The organism is Geodermatophilus sp. URMC 62 (genome assembly GCF_052931475.1).
The window spans coordinates 3594948-3611562 of the sequence record NZ_JBRFHY010000001.1 but is presented as its reverse complement, the minus strand read 5'-3'; the positions used below and the strand labels follow the sequence as shown (position 1 = coordinate 3611562).

Sequence of the window (16615 nt, the reverse complement as noted above, 5' to 3'; positions counted from 1 at the left end):
CTCAGCCGCGTCAGCGGATCATCGCGCTATGAGTGGTGACGAGCCGCGATCCGGGCCCGAGCGCCCTCCACCGCCGGGGCAGCCTCGGGAACGGCCGTCGGGCGCGTGGCCGGTCAGGTGCTCGTCGAGGACCAGCCGGAGGCTCGTGCCCGTAGCCAGCGGGTGGCTCCGTCGGCGGCAAGCCGCTGTTCGGTGCGCAGCAGCGGGGCGTAGGAGGGAGCGGGCAGCAGGGAGCCGGCCCGCCAGTAGCCGGCGAGGGCGACGAGGAAGGCGTCGACCGCGGCCGGTGGCGCTGCCCGGCCTGCGGCGCGGGAGGAGAAGACGGCGTCGAGGTCGTGGCGGCTGGTCATGCCGGCCACGCCGGGCAGGAAGCACACCAGGTCCAGCCAGGGTGCCCCGACGGCCGGCCACGCCCAGTCGACGAACACCACCTCGGTCGGCGTGAGCAGGATGTTGTCGCGGCGCAGGTCCAGGTGCAGCAGCGTCTGCCCGTCGACGCCGTCGGCCCAGCGCGGCTCCCGGGCGATCAGGGCCGGGAGGTGGCCGGCGGCCCAGGGATCGGCGTCCGGCAGCGCGGGGTCCTCGGCGAGTCGTTCCCAGGCGCCGCCGAGGACCGTGGCGAAGGCGTCCTGGACTCCAGCGGCGTCCGGCACCGGACTGGGCTTCAGGGCCTGCGCGCTGCGGTCGACCGCGTCCAGGACACGGACCAGGTCGTCGCCGTCCCAGGACGGCGACGGGAAGCGGCCGGCCACGTCGTCGAAGACCAGGCAGATCCAGTCCCCGTCGTCGAGGTGCGTCCACATCCGCGGAGCGGGGACCGAGGGCGGCAGGTGGACGTTGACCGCGGCCTCGTGCCGGTAGGCCGCCGCCACCCAGTCCCCGTACGCGGCGGAGGCGGCCTTCACGAAACACCGCCGGCCGTCGGCCAGCAGCAGCCGGGCGGCGACGCCAGGGGTGAAGCCACCCGGTGGCGACGAGGCGGACACGACGGGCGCTCCGACGGCGTCGGCGATGGCCCGGCGCACCTCCACCGGTACGTCCGGCCAGCCCAGCGCGCGCGGGCGCGGGGAGTCCGCAGGCGGCATGCGGGGACCCTCCTCCGGTCCGAGGACGGGGACATCTCGTACCACGCGGGAGCCCGGCGTCGTCCCGGTGCCCGATCGGTTCCCGCCGGCCGCGGTCACGACCGCAGGTCGATCACCACCAGCGGTCCGGGTCCGCTCCGCGCGGACCGCCGCCACCGCGCCACGTAGACCTGCCGGGCCGGTTCCCACTGCGGATCGTCGGGCTCCACCACCCGCGCCGTGCCCTCGCGCAGCCGGCCGGCGAGGCGCACGGTCACCGGCTGCGGCGTCCGGAAGTTGCGCCACCACGTGGCGTGCTGCCATCGCTGAGGCCGCACCACGAGGGAGTCCCCGGCGTCGGCGTACTGCACCGGGAGCATGTACTCCCGCCCGCTGCGCCGCCCGGTGTAGCGCAGCTCGACCGCGGAGCCGCTCAGCAGCCGGTGGGCGCGCGAGCGCAGCACGGCCAGGACGATGCCGTTGCCCTGCGGCAACCTCACGCGCTTCCTCGTGCGGGACAGCCATCCCGTGGTGCCTGTCTGCTCGGCCATTCCGTCCTCCTCTCCCCGGCGGAGACGCTGCAGGGGTCAGACGTCGAACTGGGCGACGACGGGGCGGTGGTCCGAGCCCGCCGCGTCCTGCCGCAGGCTCGGGTCGTCGTCGATCGAGGGGTGGGGCCGGCTCCGTCGGTCCGCACGTCGCCGTCGCCCACGGAGTGCACCAGGGCGTGGCTGACCAGGATGTGGTCGATCAGCTCGCCGCGGCCGCGGTGGCGGCGGCTGAACCGCTGGTCCGCGGGGATGAGGGCGGCCAGGTTCCACAGCCGCTGGCCGTCGCCCCGGTCGGGCTGGGCGAAGCCGTCGGTGCCGATCTCCGAGCCGGGCGGGCCCTGCAGGATCTGTGTGGTCGCCGCCTCGGGGACGTCGTTGAGGTCGCCGAGGACCACCAGGGGACGGTCCTGGCCCCGGCCGTCGAGCAGCTCGGTGGCGGCCGCGCGCACGGTGGCGGCCTCGGCGGCGCGCCGGCTCAGTGCGTAGACCGCGGCGCGGGCCCGCTCGCCCTCGTCCCGGGTGTCGAACCGGGGCCGCCCGTCGGGGCCGGGCGGGAAGGTCAGCAGCTTGGACTTCAGGTGACAGGTGATCAGGTCGATCGGCGACCCGCCGACGGTGACCCGGGCACGCAGCGCCGCCCGCCCCAACACCGCCAGGCGGGTGCCGGCGTCGTCGACCTGGATCGGGTCCAGCTTCTCCGGGAAGGCGGTGATCTCCGTGACCTCGGTCAGTGGCAGCCGCGACAGGTAGCCGACCCGGATGGGGCGCTGGCCCTCCTCCACCCCGGCGGTGGCGCAGTGCCACTCGCCATCGACCCGTGCGGCCAGGTCGGCGAGGGCAGCGGGGTTGCCGACCTCCTGCACCGCCAGCACGTCGGGCTCGATCTGCGTGATCACCGTGGCCAGGGCCGCCAGCTTGGCCTCGTACACCGCCGGGTCCGCGGGACCGCCCTCGTCCCCGGGCCGGAACAGGTTCTCCAGGTTCCACGTGCCGATCCGCACCACGTCGCGCCTCCCCAGGTCACCGGTCCACCCGTGGCCGCGGCGCACGCCACGCCTCCCGGCGCGACCGGCGTGCACTGCTGTACCCACTGCGGAACGGAGGACGCCGGAGGCCGCGCAGATACACCGGCGTCCGGTACAGGCCGCGGGGGCTCCTCCGGAAGTCGGTGGCGCTGGACGGCGTGATGCAGATCGTCGGTAGCGGCGGCGGGCCGCTCCCGACCGGCTTCTTCTCCACGCCCATCGGGGCGTCGGTGCGTGCGCCGTACTGGGGTACGCGGCGGAGCTGATGGAGGTGCTGGACCTCGCCCGGGCCGGCGCGGTGCACGTCGAGGTCGAGAAGTACTCGCTGGACGAGGCACCCGAGGCCTACCGCCGGCTGCACGAGGGAGCGGTCCGCGGTCGCGCCGTCGTCGTGCCCGGGGACCGACCCGCTCGGTGGCCGCCTCCCACGTCCTGGTGTCCTGCTGCTCAGCGTCCTGGGCCTGCTCGGCGTCGTCACCGCCCAGCGGGCGCCGACCGGCAGTGCGCGGTGTCCGACGGATAGGTCCTCGGCTCGGTGCGGCGCAGCCCAGCACGCTGCCGGGGAGCACGAACGGCTCGTCGGCGGCCGCGACCGTGCCGGCCGGGGCGGCTCAGGTGGAGCGGCTGATGCGTCGAGCGGGCCTGGCCGACGACGGCGGCCAGTTCCCTGGGCGCTTCGAAGGCACTGCGCTCGCCCGGGTCTGGTATGGACGAGCGGTACGACCACAGAAGGGCGGGGCCGTTCGGAGGGCGGGGCCGGGAGTCGGTCAGGTGAGTCCGATCGTCGACAGCGAAGGCGCCCTTCCCTCGCCGATCAGCGCCGGGTGCGCTGCCGGGTGTGCCGGTCGTACAGCTCGAGGAGGTCGTCCGTCGCGGCCACGTCGAAGGCGTCGGGATCGAACTCCCCGCCCAGCCACTCCAGCAGCTCCGGACGCTCGGGGTCCGCCGGATCGGCCAGCACCGCGAGCAGCCGCTCGTACCCGGGCGGGCCACCGCAGTCCTCCGGCGGGCAAGCGCGACCACCGTCGAGACACCGCGGCGTCCCCGGACCGACGGACGCGAGCCGCTCACCGATCCGGACGTCGTGCTCCCAGCCGTCGCCGAAGTCGTAGTCGTAGCGAAAGACACGCGTGACGGCCGCGGCGTCGCCGACGGTGGTGGTCTCCTCGTCGCCGAGCGGGTCCGCGAGGTCCTCGACGTCGCCATAACGGACACCGGCGACCTCGAACAGGTGCAGGTGCGCGTCCTGCCAGCCCATCGCGGTCTGCAGCACGGCGTGCAGCTGCCGCAGGCTCAGCGAGGCCGGGACGAGCAGCCGGCGCCAGACCGGCGGCTCGGTGTCTCGCAGGACGACGGTCAGCTCGACGGCCTCGTCCCGCCGTCCGGACGCCGGAGGTCCGGCGGAGGCGAGCGCGGGCTCCGGAGCACGGTTCCGCAGCAGCGCGGCACGGGCCAGCTGCACCGCCCCCGGACCGGGTCGCCGCTCGGCCCGTGGCCGGCCCTCCAGCAGGCCCAGCCGGTCGAGGACCGTGGCGGTGTCCCGGGTGAGCGCGACCACGTCCATCTCGTCCGGCGGCCGGCCGGTGCTCCGGTCGGCCCAACCGAGCACGCCGAGGGCCTCGGCGACCAGCGCCTGCGGCCGCGGTCGCCGCGCGGCGACCGCGATCAGGTACAGCAGGCCGGCGACGCGCTCGGCCTCGCCGCGCGTGAGTGGCAGGCGATCGGCCAGGTGCCACCAGAGTCCGATCGGGTCGTCGGTGAGCCGCCGTCCGGCAACGGTGGGCAGCAGGACGCCGCGGGAGGTGCGCAGCAGGCCGAAGCGGCGGGCGGAGTCCCGCAGCAGCAGGACGGGAAGGGTCTGGTCCTCCCGGTTCTGCTTGCCGATCCAGTCGGCGTCCCAGCCGAGGCTGCGCATCGTCTCGGTGACCATCGCGGTCGGCAGGTAGCCGGCCTGGGTGAGCCGGACGCCGTCGCCGACCCGCGCCAGCAGCCACCGGTAGGGCTCGACTGCCGCCGGGTCGGGTTCCGGCGCCGGACCGGCGTCCAGGGCGGCGTCGTCGATGAGCCGGAGCATCGGCGCCGACCGGGACCGGCGCAGCCGGTCGATCAGCTCGGCGACGTCGCGGGTCTCCATCAGGGCATCGTCGCAAGTACCGGCGAGTAGGAGGGACGGCCGCCGAAGCCGTTGCCACCCTCGGGTTCCCGCGACTCAGGGCCGTGGCGCACGACCGAGGTGGGGACTCGAAGTCCCAGCTGGCCGCTGCGGGCCGGTCGGCGTCATCGCTGGGCGCACAACCACTCGACGAGGACGACGCCGCGACGCACCTCCTCTTCCGCGGTCCGCGCGTCGAGCCAGGCACGAAGGGCCGGCAGCAGCCGCGGCAGCCCGCTCGGGGTGCGCGGCCAGTGACGGCCGTTGACGAGCAGCAGGCCGGCGTGAGCGTCGACGTCCAACGGCGCGAAGTCCACGACGTTCTCCGTGACGACGACCCTCCCGTCGTCGCGGGCCCAGCGCGCCACCTCAGCGTCCTCTCGACCGATGAGGTCCGACAGCTCGACGACGGCGAGGACGTCGTGCCCCTCGATCCGCAACTGCTCAGCGAGCCTCCGCGGGTACATCTCGTCGAGCAGCAACCTCACCGGCGCGGACCGGCCAGGACCTCCTGCCGGCGGCGCCAGGCCGCTTCCGCCTCGTCCACGGCGCGCTCGTGCGCGGCGATGCGCGCGTCGATCTCGTCCCGGTGGTCGGCGTAGTAGGCGACGGCGGTCCCCACCTGGCCCTCGGTCAGCGACGTCATCTCGGCAACAGTGGCCACGACGTCGGCCGGACGCTCCTCCTGGACGACCCGGAGGGTGCGGACCACCTCGTCGACGTCCGGCCCACCCACCAGACCGGCCCGTCGGCCGCCGGCCCCGTCGCGGAACGTGATCCCCGGATGAGCGTCGCGGCGGAGCGCCTCATCCAGCAGCCGCTCGATGGTCGACGACACCGAGACCCCCCGCCGCTCGGCGAGGTCGGTGAGGCGGCGCAGGACGTCGTCAGACAGTCGCACGGACCTCGGATCACAGTGGGCCTCGCCGGTGCGCGCAGGCTGGGCACGGAACACTGCAGGGCGTCATCGCGACCCGGGTACGGAGCGCTCGACCGCCTACCGCCACAGGAAGGGGGCTGATGATGGGCTCGACGCGGGACCGTCCGATCCTGCAGCTGGACGTCGACGGCGTGCTCGACGCGTCTCGCCGGGATCTCCCCGAGGGCTGGGCGCGGGCACGTACAACGGCTTCCTGCTGTTCCGGAACCCGACCGTGACCGCTCGCCTGCGGCAGCTGCACGAGTCGGGCCAGGTGGAGATCCAGTGGCTGACCACCTGGGCAGGCGACGCCGACCGGCTGCTGGCTGCCGGACCGAGTCACCGCCGCTCGTAGACGTCCCTCCGGTGACCGACCTTGACGACCAGGATCAGCAGTTCCCGGTCGCGGATGTCGTACACGATGCGGAAGTCGCCGGTCCGCACCCGCCACTCCCCGGCTCCGCCGACCAGCTGCCGCGCTCCCGGGGGACGTGGGTCGTCCGCCAGCAGGTCGATGGCCGCCTGGACGCGCCGGCGACCCTGCGGGTCGAGCTTGCGCAGCTGACGGACGGCGGCCGGCGCGAGCCGGACCTGGTAGGTCACGTCAGGCCCAGGTCGGCCTTCACCTCCTGCCAGGGCACGGGCTCGGCTGCCGTGTCCCGTAGCTCGGCGCGGGCGGCCTCGGCATCGAGGATGTCGGACATGTCCTCGGCGAGCACCTGCAGACGGTCGAGGTCATCCGCGGCGATGACCGCCGCCACCCGCCGGCCGCGACGGCTCAGGTAGACCGGCTGATGCGTCGAGCGGGCCTGGTCGACGACGGCAGCAAGGTCCTTCCGCGCATCAGACACACTGCGCTCGCTCTGCCCTGACATGTACACAAGGTACATCTGTGCAGGCCCAGCTACAGGCTCGCCGGTGAGGCGGCCCGCGGCTGGAAGGTGCACGATTCGGACCGGATGGGCGCTCGGGGGCGACCGCCCGAACGACGGACGCCGACCGTCCGCCGGCCGAGCCGATCGAATGGCGGCTCTCGCCGCCGCGACCATCGCCTCCCACGGCCTCGACGCAGGCGACCGATCCGCCGGACGACGAGGCCATGACCTCGTCTACGACGCAGGCACGTCGTCCGGCACCCCCGGCCGGAAGGTCCGGTCGGCATAGGCGCCCGCCGCTCGGGTGGCGACCACGTCGAACCCTCCCCCGATCACGCCGCCGACCACGGGGACACCCTTCGCGAGGGTCAGCGCCGCCCGCTTCGTCCCGAACTTCGCGACGAGCATGAACCCGGCACGCTTGTTGATCTCCCGGAGGAACGTGATCGGGATCCGCTGGATCAGCGTCGTGCTCAGCTTCGTGCCGACCGTCACGCCGGCCCGCTTGACGACCTCGGTCCCCGCGTTGCCGAGCAGGCACAGGAGAACGGCCGACCGCATTCGCTCGCTGCCCAGGTCGTGCCCGTGGACGGCGGCGATCGCCGCCGCCAGGTGGGTCTGGACGAGGTAGGAGGCGCCCACGTTCGCCGGCAGGGTGACGGGCAACGTGACGAGGCCACCGATGTTGGTCACGAACCCCTGGGCGCCGGCCATCGCGCAGTGATTGCGGACGAGCGCCTTCACGGCCTGGTCCGCCGTACGACCCTCGAGCGCCTCACGGGCGGACTCGGCCGCGGGCTTGAACGGCCCGAAACCGTTGATGCCGGTACGCAGCAGCCGCTCGACGAGCTCCTGTCCCGCCTTGGCCATGTTCGACTGCTCGTCGAGCTCGACGACGTCCACCGGGGGTCGCTGCTCGCCCTTCCGGAGGAAACCGGGGACGCCGGTCCACGACGCCGAACGGGACAACTCGTCCCGTGTGGCGACCGCGGTCGGGCCCGACCCGGTGTCCAGGCCGGTCAGCTCGATGTCGGCCGTGTAGGCGGCGTGGTCGCTGAGATCCCTGCCATCGGACCAGGAGAGGCGGTGCGTCTCGGCGGGGCCGGCCGTGAAGTGCCGGCTGACGGCGAGGTGGTCGATCGAGCGCATGTGTCCCTTGCGGTGTTCGGCGTCCACGGTGAGCGCGACCAGCCCGAGCGACTCGAACGCCGACTGCAGCGTGAGCATCCCCTCCACCGTGCCCCCGGAGACCGGGCGCTGGAGCTCCTGGTTGAAGTCCCCGCCCCAGATGAGCGGTTCGCTCTCACGGCGCTCATTCCGGATGCGCTCGACGTGGTGCTGCAGCACGGAGTTGAACTGCGCGAACTGGCCGTCCGGGAGGTCCGACCAGTACCTCGCCGCACCCCTCCACGGCAGAACCGAGCAGGCGACCAGGACGCTCCTGCCGTCGACTTCCACGCGACCGAGTACGAGACCCTCGTTGCCCGGGTGCTCGCCCTGGGACGGGATCGCGGTCAGCGGCAGCGACGTCTCGATGCCGGCCCAGCGCTTGGGTGCGTCGGGGTCGAAGCTCCGCGGACGCGACACCACGAAGGACCCGCCACGCGGGTCCCAGTCCCGGTTCACCTCCGTGAGCAGCCACAGGTCGGCCTTCAGCTCGTCGAGCCGGGCAGCGACCTCGTGCCCCTTCTCCGACGTCGAACTAGGGCAGCGATCGAGGTTCCAGGTGCCGATGCGCACGGTGCTCCTCCAGGAGTCGGTCGGTGTCCCGACACCTTCGCCCGCCGGGTCCGGCATCCGGCGGACCGGCACGCGGTCGCCTCAGCCGCGCTTGACGAGGTCCGTCCCGTGCCCGTTGACCCGGCGCGTGTCTTCCAGTTGCTCGTCGCGCCAGCGCTCGACGCCGTGCCGGGTCACGTCGAGCTGCGCGTCGAGCACCATCCCCGTCGCTCGTGATTCCGCCTCCAACGTGCGCGCCGCCCGGGCCTCGGCCGCGGCCAACGCCGACTTGGCCAGCACCTCGGCCTCCTCGTACTCGGTCTGCATCCGCAGCCGGACCCGCTCCTCGACCTTCTCCTCATCCAGCGCGAGCAGCCTCTCGTACAGGGACGGCGGGGCCAGCGCGAGCATCGTCTTGAAGAGGATCGGCAGGCACTCGAGCGCGGTCATAAGAGGAACAGCAGCCAGTGCGCCGTCGCCAGCGTCGGGTTGTCCTCCCCCAGCCGTCCGAGTGCCGTCAGCCGGGCGAGGATGCCGTCGCTGTTGCCGACCGCCTCGTCGTGCGCGGTGATCTCGGCGTCGCGCTGCTCCTGCGTGTCGGCGACCAGCGTCCGCAGCCGGTCCAGCTCCGTCCGCTGGTCGGCGGTCTTCTGGACCTCCTCCGCCTCCAGCTGCTCGCGCACCTCCACCTTGAGGTCCTCGAGCTGCCGCGTGAGCTCGTTGACCTCTCGTTCGAGGCGGTCGCGCACCTGCTTCTTGGATTCGGTCTCGGGCCCGTCTCCCCGCACACCACTGCCACCCGTGCCGTCTCGTTCCGCCTGGTATGCCTGCTCGGCTTCCTCGAACCGGGCGCGGGTGTCCGCCAGCTGCTTCTGCAGGGCCACCACGGCGGGGTCCGCGTCCACGTCCGCCGGCGTGACGCCGTCGGCGATGTCGGCCTGCAGCGCGGCGATCTGCTCCCGCAGCTCCGGCAGCTGGGCGTAGCGGCTGTCCTCGGCGAGCTGCCGGGTGAAGGCGTCCTCCTCCTCGGCCGCCATGACCTTCACCTCGGTGCCGATCTCGGCGCTGAAGACGGCGAGCGTCAGCGGCGTCGAGACGACGGCGCCGATGAGGACGGCGAGCAGCACGCGTGGCGTCGCCATCGCCAGGGTGCCGGCCTTGCTCTTGAGCCGCGGCGAAGAGACGACGAGCCAGCGGTCGAGGTTGAGGATGACCAGGCCCCACACCACGCCGCCGACGATGGCGACCGGCCACCACAGGTGCAGCGCCAGGTGGAGGGCGTAGCTCGCCGACACCACCGCCAGCCCCGCGGTGGAGACCAGGACGGCGCCCATCGCGACCTGCTTGCCGCGTTCCTTCGGCGCCTCGCGCAGCACTTCGCGGTTGGCGCCGGCGACCGTGAGCAGCTGCTCGGCGATCGCGGCGCGGCTGAACCGACGGCGGACCGCCCACGTCCTGCTGCTCACTTCGGGTCCTTCCGGCCGGCGCTGCGGCGCAGGCTGTCGACGAGGGAGGCGGGCACGCCGACGAAGCGGGGCGGCGCCTGGATCTGCGGGCGGAGGGTCTCCTGGGTGGCCCAGAAGGCGTCGAGTCGCTGGGTGACCGGCGACGGGGCGCCGACCGTGGCCGCGACGTCGGCGTGCAGGGACACCGGTGGCGGCGCGCTCAGGCTCGGGAGGTCGAGCTGCGGCACGGCGACGGCGGCGACCGTCGGCGTGGCCGCGGGCGTCGTCGTGAACCTGTTGCGGCCGACGACGTCGATGCGCCGGCTGGAGTCGACGCGGACCATCGCCTCGCCGCACGGCGGGTGGCCGCCGCGGCCGTCGACGAGGACGTCGAGCGCGTGCTCGAAGCACCAGGTGACCAGGACGCTCGAACCAGGCCGGACGATCGTGTGGCTCACCGAGAGGGCTCGCAGGACGGGCACCTGAGGGCCGGACGCGCCGCCGTCCGCGGGGACGCCGTGCCGGCAGGCGACGAACCGCGGCTCGCTCGTCGGACCGTGGGCTCGCCGCTGCTCGTCGTCCTCGCGCCAGTCGCGGATCCAGCGGTCGGTCCACGGCAGGGAGGAGTCCGGACGCCGCGCTCCCCCTCCACCGACGGGGCCGCGCACCGGACCGCTGCTGCCGGTCCACCGCCACGCCTTGGCGCGCAGCCAGGCGAGGAGCAGAAGGAGGAAGAAGGACCAGAGGAAGGCCTCGGCGAGGTCCTTGAGGAAGCCGGCGACGCGGTCGGCCTCGAGGTGGCCGCTCCACTCGGTGTTGCCGTTCAGCGCGACGAAGCCGGCGAGCAGCATGACCACCGCCCAGCCGACGACGAGCGGATCGCGGTACAGCGGTTCCCGGAACACGTCTCCCCCAGCCGCGGGTGGTCCCCGCTCGTCCGACTTAACGGACTCCGTCGTTCCGGAGCCCTGGAGGTTCGTACCGGGAGCGGCCGACGGAAGGCAGGGGCTCCTCACCCCTTCGGGTCAGGAACGCGGCCAGGGGCTCAAGGTCTTGGGAGCAACGTCACGGCTTCAGGTGGGTATGAACCGTCCGCCGCGCCCGAAGGACCAAGCATGGGTTCGACCGGGGACCGTCCGATCCTGCTGCTCGACGTCGACGGCGTGCTCAACGCAGCCGAGTACGAGCTGTCCGACGGGTGGCAGCGAGGCACGTTCAACGGCTTCGTGCGGTCGTGGGACCCGACGATCACCCCGCGGCTGCGTGGATTGGACGAGTGGGGCCGGCCTGTACGTGCTGGTGGTTGCGCCGGACCTCTACGTCGGCCTCATCCGTAACCAACTCGACGACACCGAGACCTGGCTCTGAACCTCAGTGCCGGACGACGACCGTGGAGCTGCCGGGCGGGAAGTAGGCCTCGCGGTGCTGCGCGAGCCGCCGCAGCTCCCAGCTCCACGGGACCCGCGCGGCTTTCCGCGTGTTGTGCCGCGGGCACAGTGCCTGGCCGTTGTCCACGCTGGTGGCGCCGCCCCGGCTGTGCGGGTGCACGTGGTCGGCCTGGAGGTCATCGGTCGCCGTGCATCGCCGGCCGAACACCGAGTGGTGCTCGCAGCGGTGCCCGGCGCGCTGCAGGACGAAGCGCTTGTCCGCCCGGAGGAAGCACCGCTGTGGGTCGCGACGGCGCCGTCCGTGGAGAAGGCCTGGGATCCTCCGGACGACGGCGTGCGCGAGGAGCAGAACGAGCAGCGCGCGGAGCCACGGCTCGGCCACGATCTGGTGCAGGACGCCGTCCAGCACGCCACCGAAGAGTTCGGCCGGCGCCGCTCCAGACGCTCGGGTGCTCGACAACGTCACCAGACCGAGGTCGGGAGCGCGAGCGGCCTTCTTGAGCGACGCGCCACTGGTTCACCGGGTCGGCGGACGCCTATGTGCACTTGGCCTCGGCCATCCGCAAAGGTCAGGACGCGGCACCGCAAGCTCGTGCTCGCTCCGCAAGAACTGCAGTGAGCGACCGCTGGCGTTGCAGCTCTTCTCGGGCCTTCTGCTGCACGAGGTAGCGACGCCGTCCCAGACGGACGCCGAGGCTGGTGACCAATCGGAGCCCGACCAGCCCAGTCGTGGTCTCGATGACCAAGCCCGCGGCGTGGGCAGCGACGAGGGTGATGCCCTCCTCCGCGAGGATGTCTTTCAGTTGGTCGAACGAGGCGCCGTCACCGTGGGCCCTCACAGCGCGCAGCACAACGAGGCTCAGGCCGGTGACGGGGATCCACTCATGGACGAGGCTCCCCGCGTCCAACGACTCCCCCGCCTCTGTGAGCATCGCCGTCAAGTCGTCATTCCTGACGCCTCCATCGATGACGTCCATGCCCTTGGCTTGTGCAGCTGCAGCGACCTCACTGGTTGCGATCACGTGCTCGACGTCCGGATAGCGCTCGACGTGCTCCATCAAGTAGTCGAGGGACCCCGTGGCCTTCATCTGCACAACGCCGACGACCTCGTCGTCTCGGAGGAGCTCAGCGTCCCAGCCAGGCTGGTTGAGGCTCTTGGCGAGTTCGAGACCGTCAGCGCCCTCTGGCAGGTCGAGTAGACCCTCCTCCGCTCGGTCCTCCACCATCTGTTCGAACACGGTGCCCTTGACGCTGTTCCGGAAGCCTGCGGCCGCAGCCCCGTCGATGGGCGTCACGAGGAAGCGAAGCGCACGAGGGTCCCATCGGTCGGCCCACCCCAGTCGCTGCAACGCGTCGGTGATCTCAACCGGCCACGCATCCTCTGCAGCGGCGATGTAACCGTCGACCGCCAGTCCCGCCGTTGCCCAAGCCTCCGGGGGCATGTGGCGAAGCTGCTGTACCCGGTGGCTTACGTCTTCCCACGGAACGGCAGTCGCACCGAGCTCGTGGAGTCGCTCACGCAGGACGTGCAGTCGATCAGCTGGCGCGTTCATCGTCACCCTCGAGGACTGCGAGCCGCGAACGGAGGTCCTCGATGAGCGCTTGCTGCAGCGTGAGCACCTCGAGCACCTGGTCGACGAGGGCGCGTTGCTCGTCCCAGAGCCGCTTCTGTGTCGCGATCTCAAGCGTTTGCTCGCCCATATGACCAGCTGCCTTCAGGCCAGTCGACGTGGCCTTGCGGCCCTGCTCCACGACCGGGGCGAGCTTCTTGCCGAGATCCGTGTCCGCCGCCCGCTCGCTAGCCGCTGCCGCGACGCTCCGTAGGCGCTCGAGAAATCCCGAGCCATCGCTCAGCTGTGTTCCAGTGGCCACACGCTTCTCCTCTCCGAGTGTCTCGCTTTCTCGAGGCATCGGCGGAACGCCCACTATCTGAAGCCGCTGCGCACGGCCCGTCACTCGATCGAGCCGCTCATGGCCGGGGGGATTGCCGACACGCCGTTGGCGGAGGAGCTCAACTCGAACGCTGGTTGCGGGTCGCGGGAGCTCAACCCGCCGGGGTTGTTAGCGGTTGGGCCTCGCGGATCCGCTCACGACTCACTGTCGGTCGTCCCCGGTCCCGCTGCCGTCCTTGCACCTTGTCGAGGAGCGCTGTGACGACCTCATGGCGGTCCGTCGAATGGTGCATCCGGTCGTGACACGTGCCGCAGAGCGCTGCGATGCAGTCGACCAGGTCGATGTCCGGGTCGAGGTGGTGTGCTTGGAAATGCGGCCGACCGTCGTCCCCAAGCCAGCCGGGCTTGTGGTCACACAGCTCGCACGTGCCACCGAAGTCGATGGCTCACTGAACGACGTACTCCGTCTTGAGCGGGTCGGACAGTCGCTTGTTGAGGTGCGTCTTGGTGCCTCGCCGCCGCTCTCCGGTCGCCGAGGTGCCGCGCTGGATGGCGTCCCAGAGTTCCTTTCTCGCGGAGGCGCCGGCGGTGCAATCGATGGCGGTGTGGGGATGCGAGGCGGCCTGTGTGAGACCTGAGCCGATGGCAGCTCGAACCGAAAGCGGAGGTCACGACGCCACTTGCCGTCAACGCCCTGGCTCGATCCCCACGAGTGCTCCGCCACGAGATAGGCGCCCATGTACATCCACGCCGATCCCTGTGACCGCGTCTTGACGAAGAGTCGGACCGGCTGTCCTGAACCCTCGCGCTCGAGGAGCCAGAGGTTGCCGCCCTCCTCTCGCTGGTCACCGACGCTGCCCTCGCCGGAGTAGGTGAACTCGCGCGGCTCGGCGAGCCAGCGGTTCGCGTAGAGCCCCTTGTGCGGGTTCCAGAAGATGCAGAGGTCCCTGCCCACCATGCTGATGCCGGTCTGACGGTTTCCGCTTGGCAGCCCTGCCGACTTGGCCGCGTCATGGATGCTGCCGCGGTCGTAGATCCGACCGACCTCATACCCCTGCGCACCGATGGCCGCTGGGCCTTCGACCAGGTGGTCGTCCTGCTCCTCCGCAGGAGGCCGACCCTGGTCAAGGTGTACGGCCGCCACCGGAGGCGATCCGCTGATCCTCACGTCCTCACAGGTCGCGAGCACCGCACCGATGAACGAGCTGCGATGTCCGAGGGTAGGGACGTCGATGGTCACCGCACCGTCTCGACGCAGGAGGTCCAGCGCCCGCTGCACGTCCCAGACCGGCACTGGCTGGCCTCGTAGTGACCGCTCCGTCGCGACGGTAACGACCGGCGGTTCCACACGGAGGACCTGGTTCACGTGACCGGTGACGGTCGTCAAACGACGACCGACAAGCCCCCGCAAGACCGCGACAGCCTCGTCGTCCTCAACCCGCTCATCGGCAGCCGGCGCGGTGAAGAGGGACGTGAGGGCGCTGTGCAGCGAAGGGTGCCCCGTGAGTGGCGTACTGAGCTTGTCGATGGCTGCCTGGCGGAAGGCTGCGTCCTCGCGCACGAGGCGGTGGAGCTCACGGACCAGCCCCGCCACGGGATCCTCACAGCGGACGAAGTCCCTTCCACCGCGGCTGACCGGTCCGTCCGGCTCAGGGGACAGCTGCCACCAGGGCGACTTCCGCAGCGCGAACCAGGGGAGCTCGGGATCCGGGGCGGACTCCCCGACCGCGAACGGCGCCAGCAGGGCGCGCAGCTCGTCCCGGACGACGGAGAAGGGCCGAAGCCGCTCTTCCCCCTGCACCGCCTGAGCGATGGCCCAGAGCAGGACGAGTTGCTGATAGGGCGCCGGCCGACCGAGCTGACGATCGACCTTTAGCTCGTCGAGTGCCTGCAACAGCGGATGGACGAGAGCCGAGGTCGGCGTATCGGCTGGCGCACCGCTCCGATGAGCGCGGTAGTCCTGGGAGAGGAGAACCGTCAGGTTTCCCGCCCGCTGAGCGTCGACCCGCGGAAAGCGCGGCAGCTGGATCGTGCCCGCACCGATGGCTTGTTCGATCTCCGGCCCCGACATGGCGACCGGTCGCGCGGGCTCGTCGAGGACCTCGATCGGCATGAGGGCGACGTAGCGCTCGGGATCTGGCCACGGGACGTCCTCGACGCCGCGTGGCCGGTATGCGTCAGCAGTGACCCGACATCGAGCGAGCCAGCCCTGCTGAGAGCCATAGATGAAGAGCTCGTCGCCGGTTCGGACGCCGAGCGCCGTCCGCGTGTTTGACCCGAACAGCGACCTGCGCTTGCAGATCTGCCAGTTGTCCCGCTGCTCGAAGGAGATCGAGCCCACCCAATGCGTCACTCATCCGCGCCGTCCGGTGTTCGCAACGGGTGAGGGCATGTCCTGACGGAAGCCCGTTGGGCCGTGCTCGCTACGCCGACGCCGCATGCGTCAGCCGCTCCACTATGCGAACCGGTCGAGTACTGAACGTAGTGACACTCCGAGCCGGATGCTCAGACTTTGGCCGGCGCCACTCCTGCATGGTCGTCCGGCGGGAAGCGATCTTTATTGGCCTGAAGCTTGTCCGCCGCTGCGTGGGCGAGGTCGACGCCGACGACATCCGCCAAGCGCAGCAGGTACAGCAGGACGTCGGACATCTCCTCCGCCAGCCGGTCGTGCAGCGGTTGCTCCCGGACCACCGTGGCCTGGTCCTCGTGCCGGACCCACTGCAAGAGCTCGGCCAGCTCGCCCACCTCGCCGACCAACGCGAGCGTCAGCGACTTGGGGTCGTGGAACTGAGCCCAGGCACGAGCCTCGGTGAAGTGGCGCATGCGACGAGTGAGGTCCGCGATGTCCGACACGGGTCGAGTATCGGTACAAGCTCGGCCGGCACCGCCATCTACTGTCGGGAGGCGCGGCCCGACAGGCTTCCGAACCCCGGACACGCCTCCACCCGCACGAGTCGATTCGTGCTGCCCGGAGACTGTCCTTGCCCCTGTTGCGCACCTCCGCCCGAGGCCTCGCCGACCTGGCCCGTGAGGGTCGGGTGGGAGCCGTCCTCGCCAAGCAGATGTCCTTCCAGATGAAGCGCCGGGCCTCGGCCGCAGAAATCCGGTCCTGGGACGCCAGCCTGCGCGTTCTCGGCGACGACCTCCTGCAGGCCGGCCTCCATCAGGTCGAGGTCCTGCTCGAGTACCAGCTGCCACTGAGCAGCAAGCGCATCGACGTCGTCCTGGCCGGCCGGCATGCGCGCCGGGATGGTCCGTCCTACGTCATCGTCGAGCTCAAGCAGTGGACTGAGGCCCAAGAATTCGAGGATGACGCCGAACTCGTCGTCCAGCCGTCGTACGGACCGCGGCCGATCCTGCACCCGGTCGCGCAGGTGCGGTCGTACGGTGAGGTTTTCTCACCAGGAATCCGCACCAGCTTGAAGGGGACGGTCGGCGCCGCTGGTCAGGGCTGCGGCGAGTCGTTGGCGACGTCGATCACGGCTGCTCGGCGCGGGTCCCGCCACGTGGCACTTGGCACCTCCGCTGGCACATGCGCCTGACCTGCAGTGATGCCTTCCCTGGCCGTCCGCGGACGGCGAATCC

General features: G+C 71.6%; 19 protein-coding genes. 2 read left to right on the top strand and 17 right to left on the bottom strand.

The genetic code is table 11. The features are described 5' to 3' along the window. Positions 1–113 precede the first annotated feature (113 nt). From ACU616_RS17535 to ACU616_RS17525, 3 genes are all read right to left on the bottom strand, one after another. Positions 114–1085 carry a hypothetical protein gene (locus tag ACU616_RS17535; protein ID WP_446759708.1) on the bottom strand — a complete coding sequence of 324 codons (972 nt, stop codon included), beginning with the start codon at positions 1083–1085 and terminating at the stop codon, positions 114–116. Positions 1086–1180: 95 nt separating this feature from the next. After that, complete coding sequence (locus ACU616_RS17530; protein ID WP_446759707.1) at positions 1181–1564, bottom strand: nitroreductase/quinone reductase family protein; 384 nt, start codon at positions 1562–1564, stop codon at positions 1181–1183. After that, positions 1561–2664 carry an endonuclease/exonuclease/phosphatase family protein gene (locus ACU616_RS17525; RefSeq protein ID WP_446759706.1) on the bottom strand — a complete coding sequence of 368 codons (1104 nt, stop codon included), beginning with the start codon at positions 2662–2664 and terminating at the stop codon, positions 1561–1563. The genes ACU616_RS17530 and ACU616_RS17525 overlap by 4 nt, the downstream gene beginning before the upstream one ends. A gap of 241 nt (positions 2665–2905) precedes the next feature. Between ACU616_RS17525 and ACU616_RS17520 the strand changes: the two genes are divergently transcribed. Further along, complete coding sequence (locus tag ACU616_RS17520; RefSeq protein WP_446759705.1) at positions 2906–3163, top strand: zinc-binding dehydrogenase; 258 nt, start codon at positions 2906–2908, stop codon at positions 3161–3163. A gap of 291 nt (positions 3164–3454) precedes the next feature. Here the strand turns inward: ACU616_RS17520 and ACU616_RS17515 are convergent, their stop codons facing one another. From ACU616_RS17515 to ACU616_RS17450, 14 genes are all read right to left on the bottom strand, one after another. Continuing rightward, positions 3455–4774, bottom strand: coding sequence for a plasmid pRiA4b ORF-3 family protein (locus ACU616_RS17515; protein WP_446759704.1), 1320 nt, complete (start codon positions 4772–4774; stop codon positions 3455–3457). Positions 4775–4917: 143 nt separating this feature from the next. Next, positions 4918–5280: a DUF5615 family PIN-like protein gene (locus ACU616_RS17510; protein WP_446759703.1), complete on the bottom strand. Its 363-nt coding sequence runs from the start codon at positions 5278–5280 to the stop codon at positions 4918–4920. After that, positions 5277–5693 carry a ribbon-helix-helix protein, CopG family gene (locus ACU616_RS17505; RefSeq protein ID WP_446759702.1) on the bottom strand — a complete coding sequence of 139 codons (417 nt, stop codon included), beginning with the start codon at positions 5691–5693 and terminating at the stop codon, positions 5277–5279. Before ACU616_RS17505 ends, ACU616_RS17510 begins: the two co-directional genes overlap by 4 nt. Before the next feature lie 357 nt (positions 5694–6050). Continuing rightward, complete coding sequence (locus tag ACU616_RS17500) at positions 6051–6314, bottom strand: type II toxin-antitoxin system RelE family toxin (RefSeq protein ID WP_446759701.1); 264 nt, start codon at positions 6312–6314, stop codon at positions 6051–6053. Further along, positions 6311–6586 (bottom strand): type II toxin-antitoxin system Phd/YefM family antitoxin, encoded by a 276-nt coding sequence (locus ACU616_RS17495; RefSeq protein WP_446759700.1) that lies wholly within the window; start codon positions 6584–6586, stop codon positions 6311–6313. Before ACU616_RS17495 ends, ACU616_RS17500 begins: the two co-directional genes overlap by 4 nt. A gap of 234 nt (positions 6587–6820) precedes the next feature. Beyond that, positions 6821–8326, bottom strand: coding sequence for an endonuclease/exonuclease/phosphatase family protein (locus tag ACU616_RS17490; RefSeq protein ID WP_446759699.1), 1506 nt, complete (start codon positions 8324–8326; stop codon positions 6821–6823). A gap of 81 nt (positions 8327–8407) precedes the next feature. After that, complete coding sequence (locus ACU616_RS17485) at positions 8408–8755, bottom strand: hypothetical protein (protein ID WP_446759698.1); 348 nt, start codon at positions 8753–8755, stop codon at positions 8408–8410. Then, on the bottom strand, positions 8752–9771 hold the full coding sequence (locus ACU616_RS17480; protein WP_446759697.1) for a DUF4407 domain-containing protein: 1020 nt from the start codon (positions 9769–9771) through the stop codon (positions 8752–8754). The genes ACU616_RS17485 and ACU616_RS17480 overlap by 4 nt, the downstream gene beginning before the upstream one ends. After that, positions 9768–10655, bottom strand: a complete 888-nt coding sequence (locus ACU616_RS17475) for a hypothetical protein (RefSeq protein ID WP_446759696.1) — start codon at positions 10653–10655, stop codon at positions 9768–9770. Before ACU616_RS17475 ends, ACU616_RS17480 begins: the two co-directional genes overlap by 4 nt. Before the next feature lie 466 nt (positions 10656–11121). Continuing rightward, positions 11122–11604 (bottom strand): HNH endonuclease, encoded by a 483-nt coding sequence (locus tag ACU616_RS17470; RefSeq protein ID WP_446759695.1) that lies wholly within the window; start codon positions 11602–11604, stop codon positions 11122–11124. A 103-nt stretch (positions 11605–11707) separates the two neighbouring features. Beyond that, positions 11708–12697 carry a hypothetical protein gene (locus tag ACU616_RS17465; protein ID WP_446759694.1) on the bottom strand — a complete coding sequence of 330 codons (990 nt, stop codon included), beginning with the start codon at positions 12695–12697 and terminating at the stop codon, positions 11708–11710. Then, positions 12675–13010, bottom strand: coding sequence for a hypothetical protein (locus ACU616_RS17460; protein WP_446759693.1), 336 nt, complete (start codon positions 13008–13010; stop codon positions 12675–12677). Before ACU616_RS17460 ends, ACU616_RS17465 begins: the two co-directional genes overlap by 23 nt. Before the next feature lie 222 nt (positions 13011–13232). After that, on the bottom strand, positions 13233–15371 hold the full coding sequence (locus tag ACU616_RS17455; RefSeq protein ID WP_446759692.1) for a hypothetical protein: 2139 nt from the start codon (positions 15369–15371) through the stop codon (positions 13233–13235). Between the two features lie 164 nt (positions 15372–15535). Then, on the bottom strand, positions 15536–15883 hold the full coding sequence (locus ACU616_RS17450) for a nucleotide pyrophosphohydrolase (RefSeq protein WP_446759691.1): 348 nt from the start codon (positions 15881–15883) through the stop codon (positions 15536–15538). Positions 15884–16068: 185 nt separating this feature from the next. Between ACU616_RS17450 and ACU616_RS17445 the strand changes: the two genes are divergently transcribed. After that, positions 16069–16572 carry a hypothetical protein gene (locus ACU616_RS17445; RefSeq protein WP_446759690.1) on the top strand — a complete coding sequence of 168 codons (504 nt, stop codon included), beginning with the start codon at positions 16069–16071 and terminating at the stop codon, positions 16570–16572. Positions 16573–16615 lie beyond the last annotated feature (43 nt).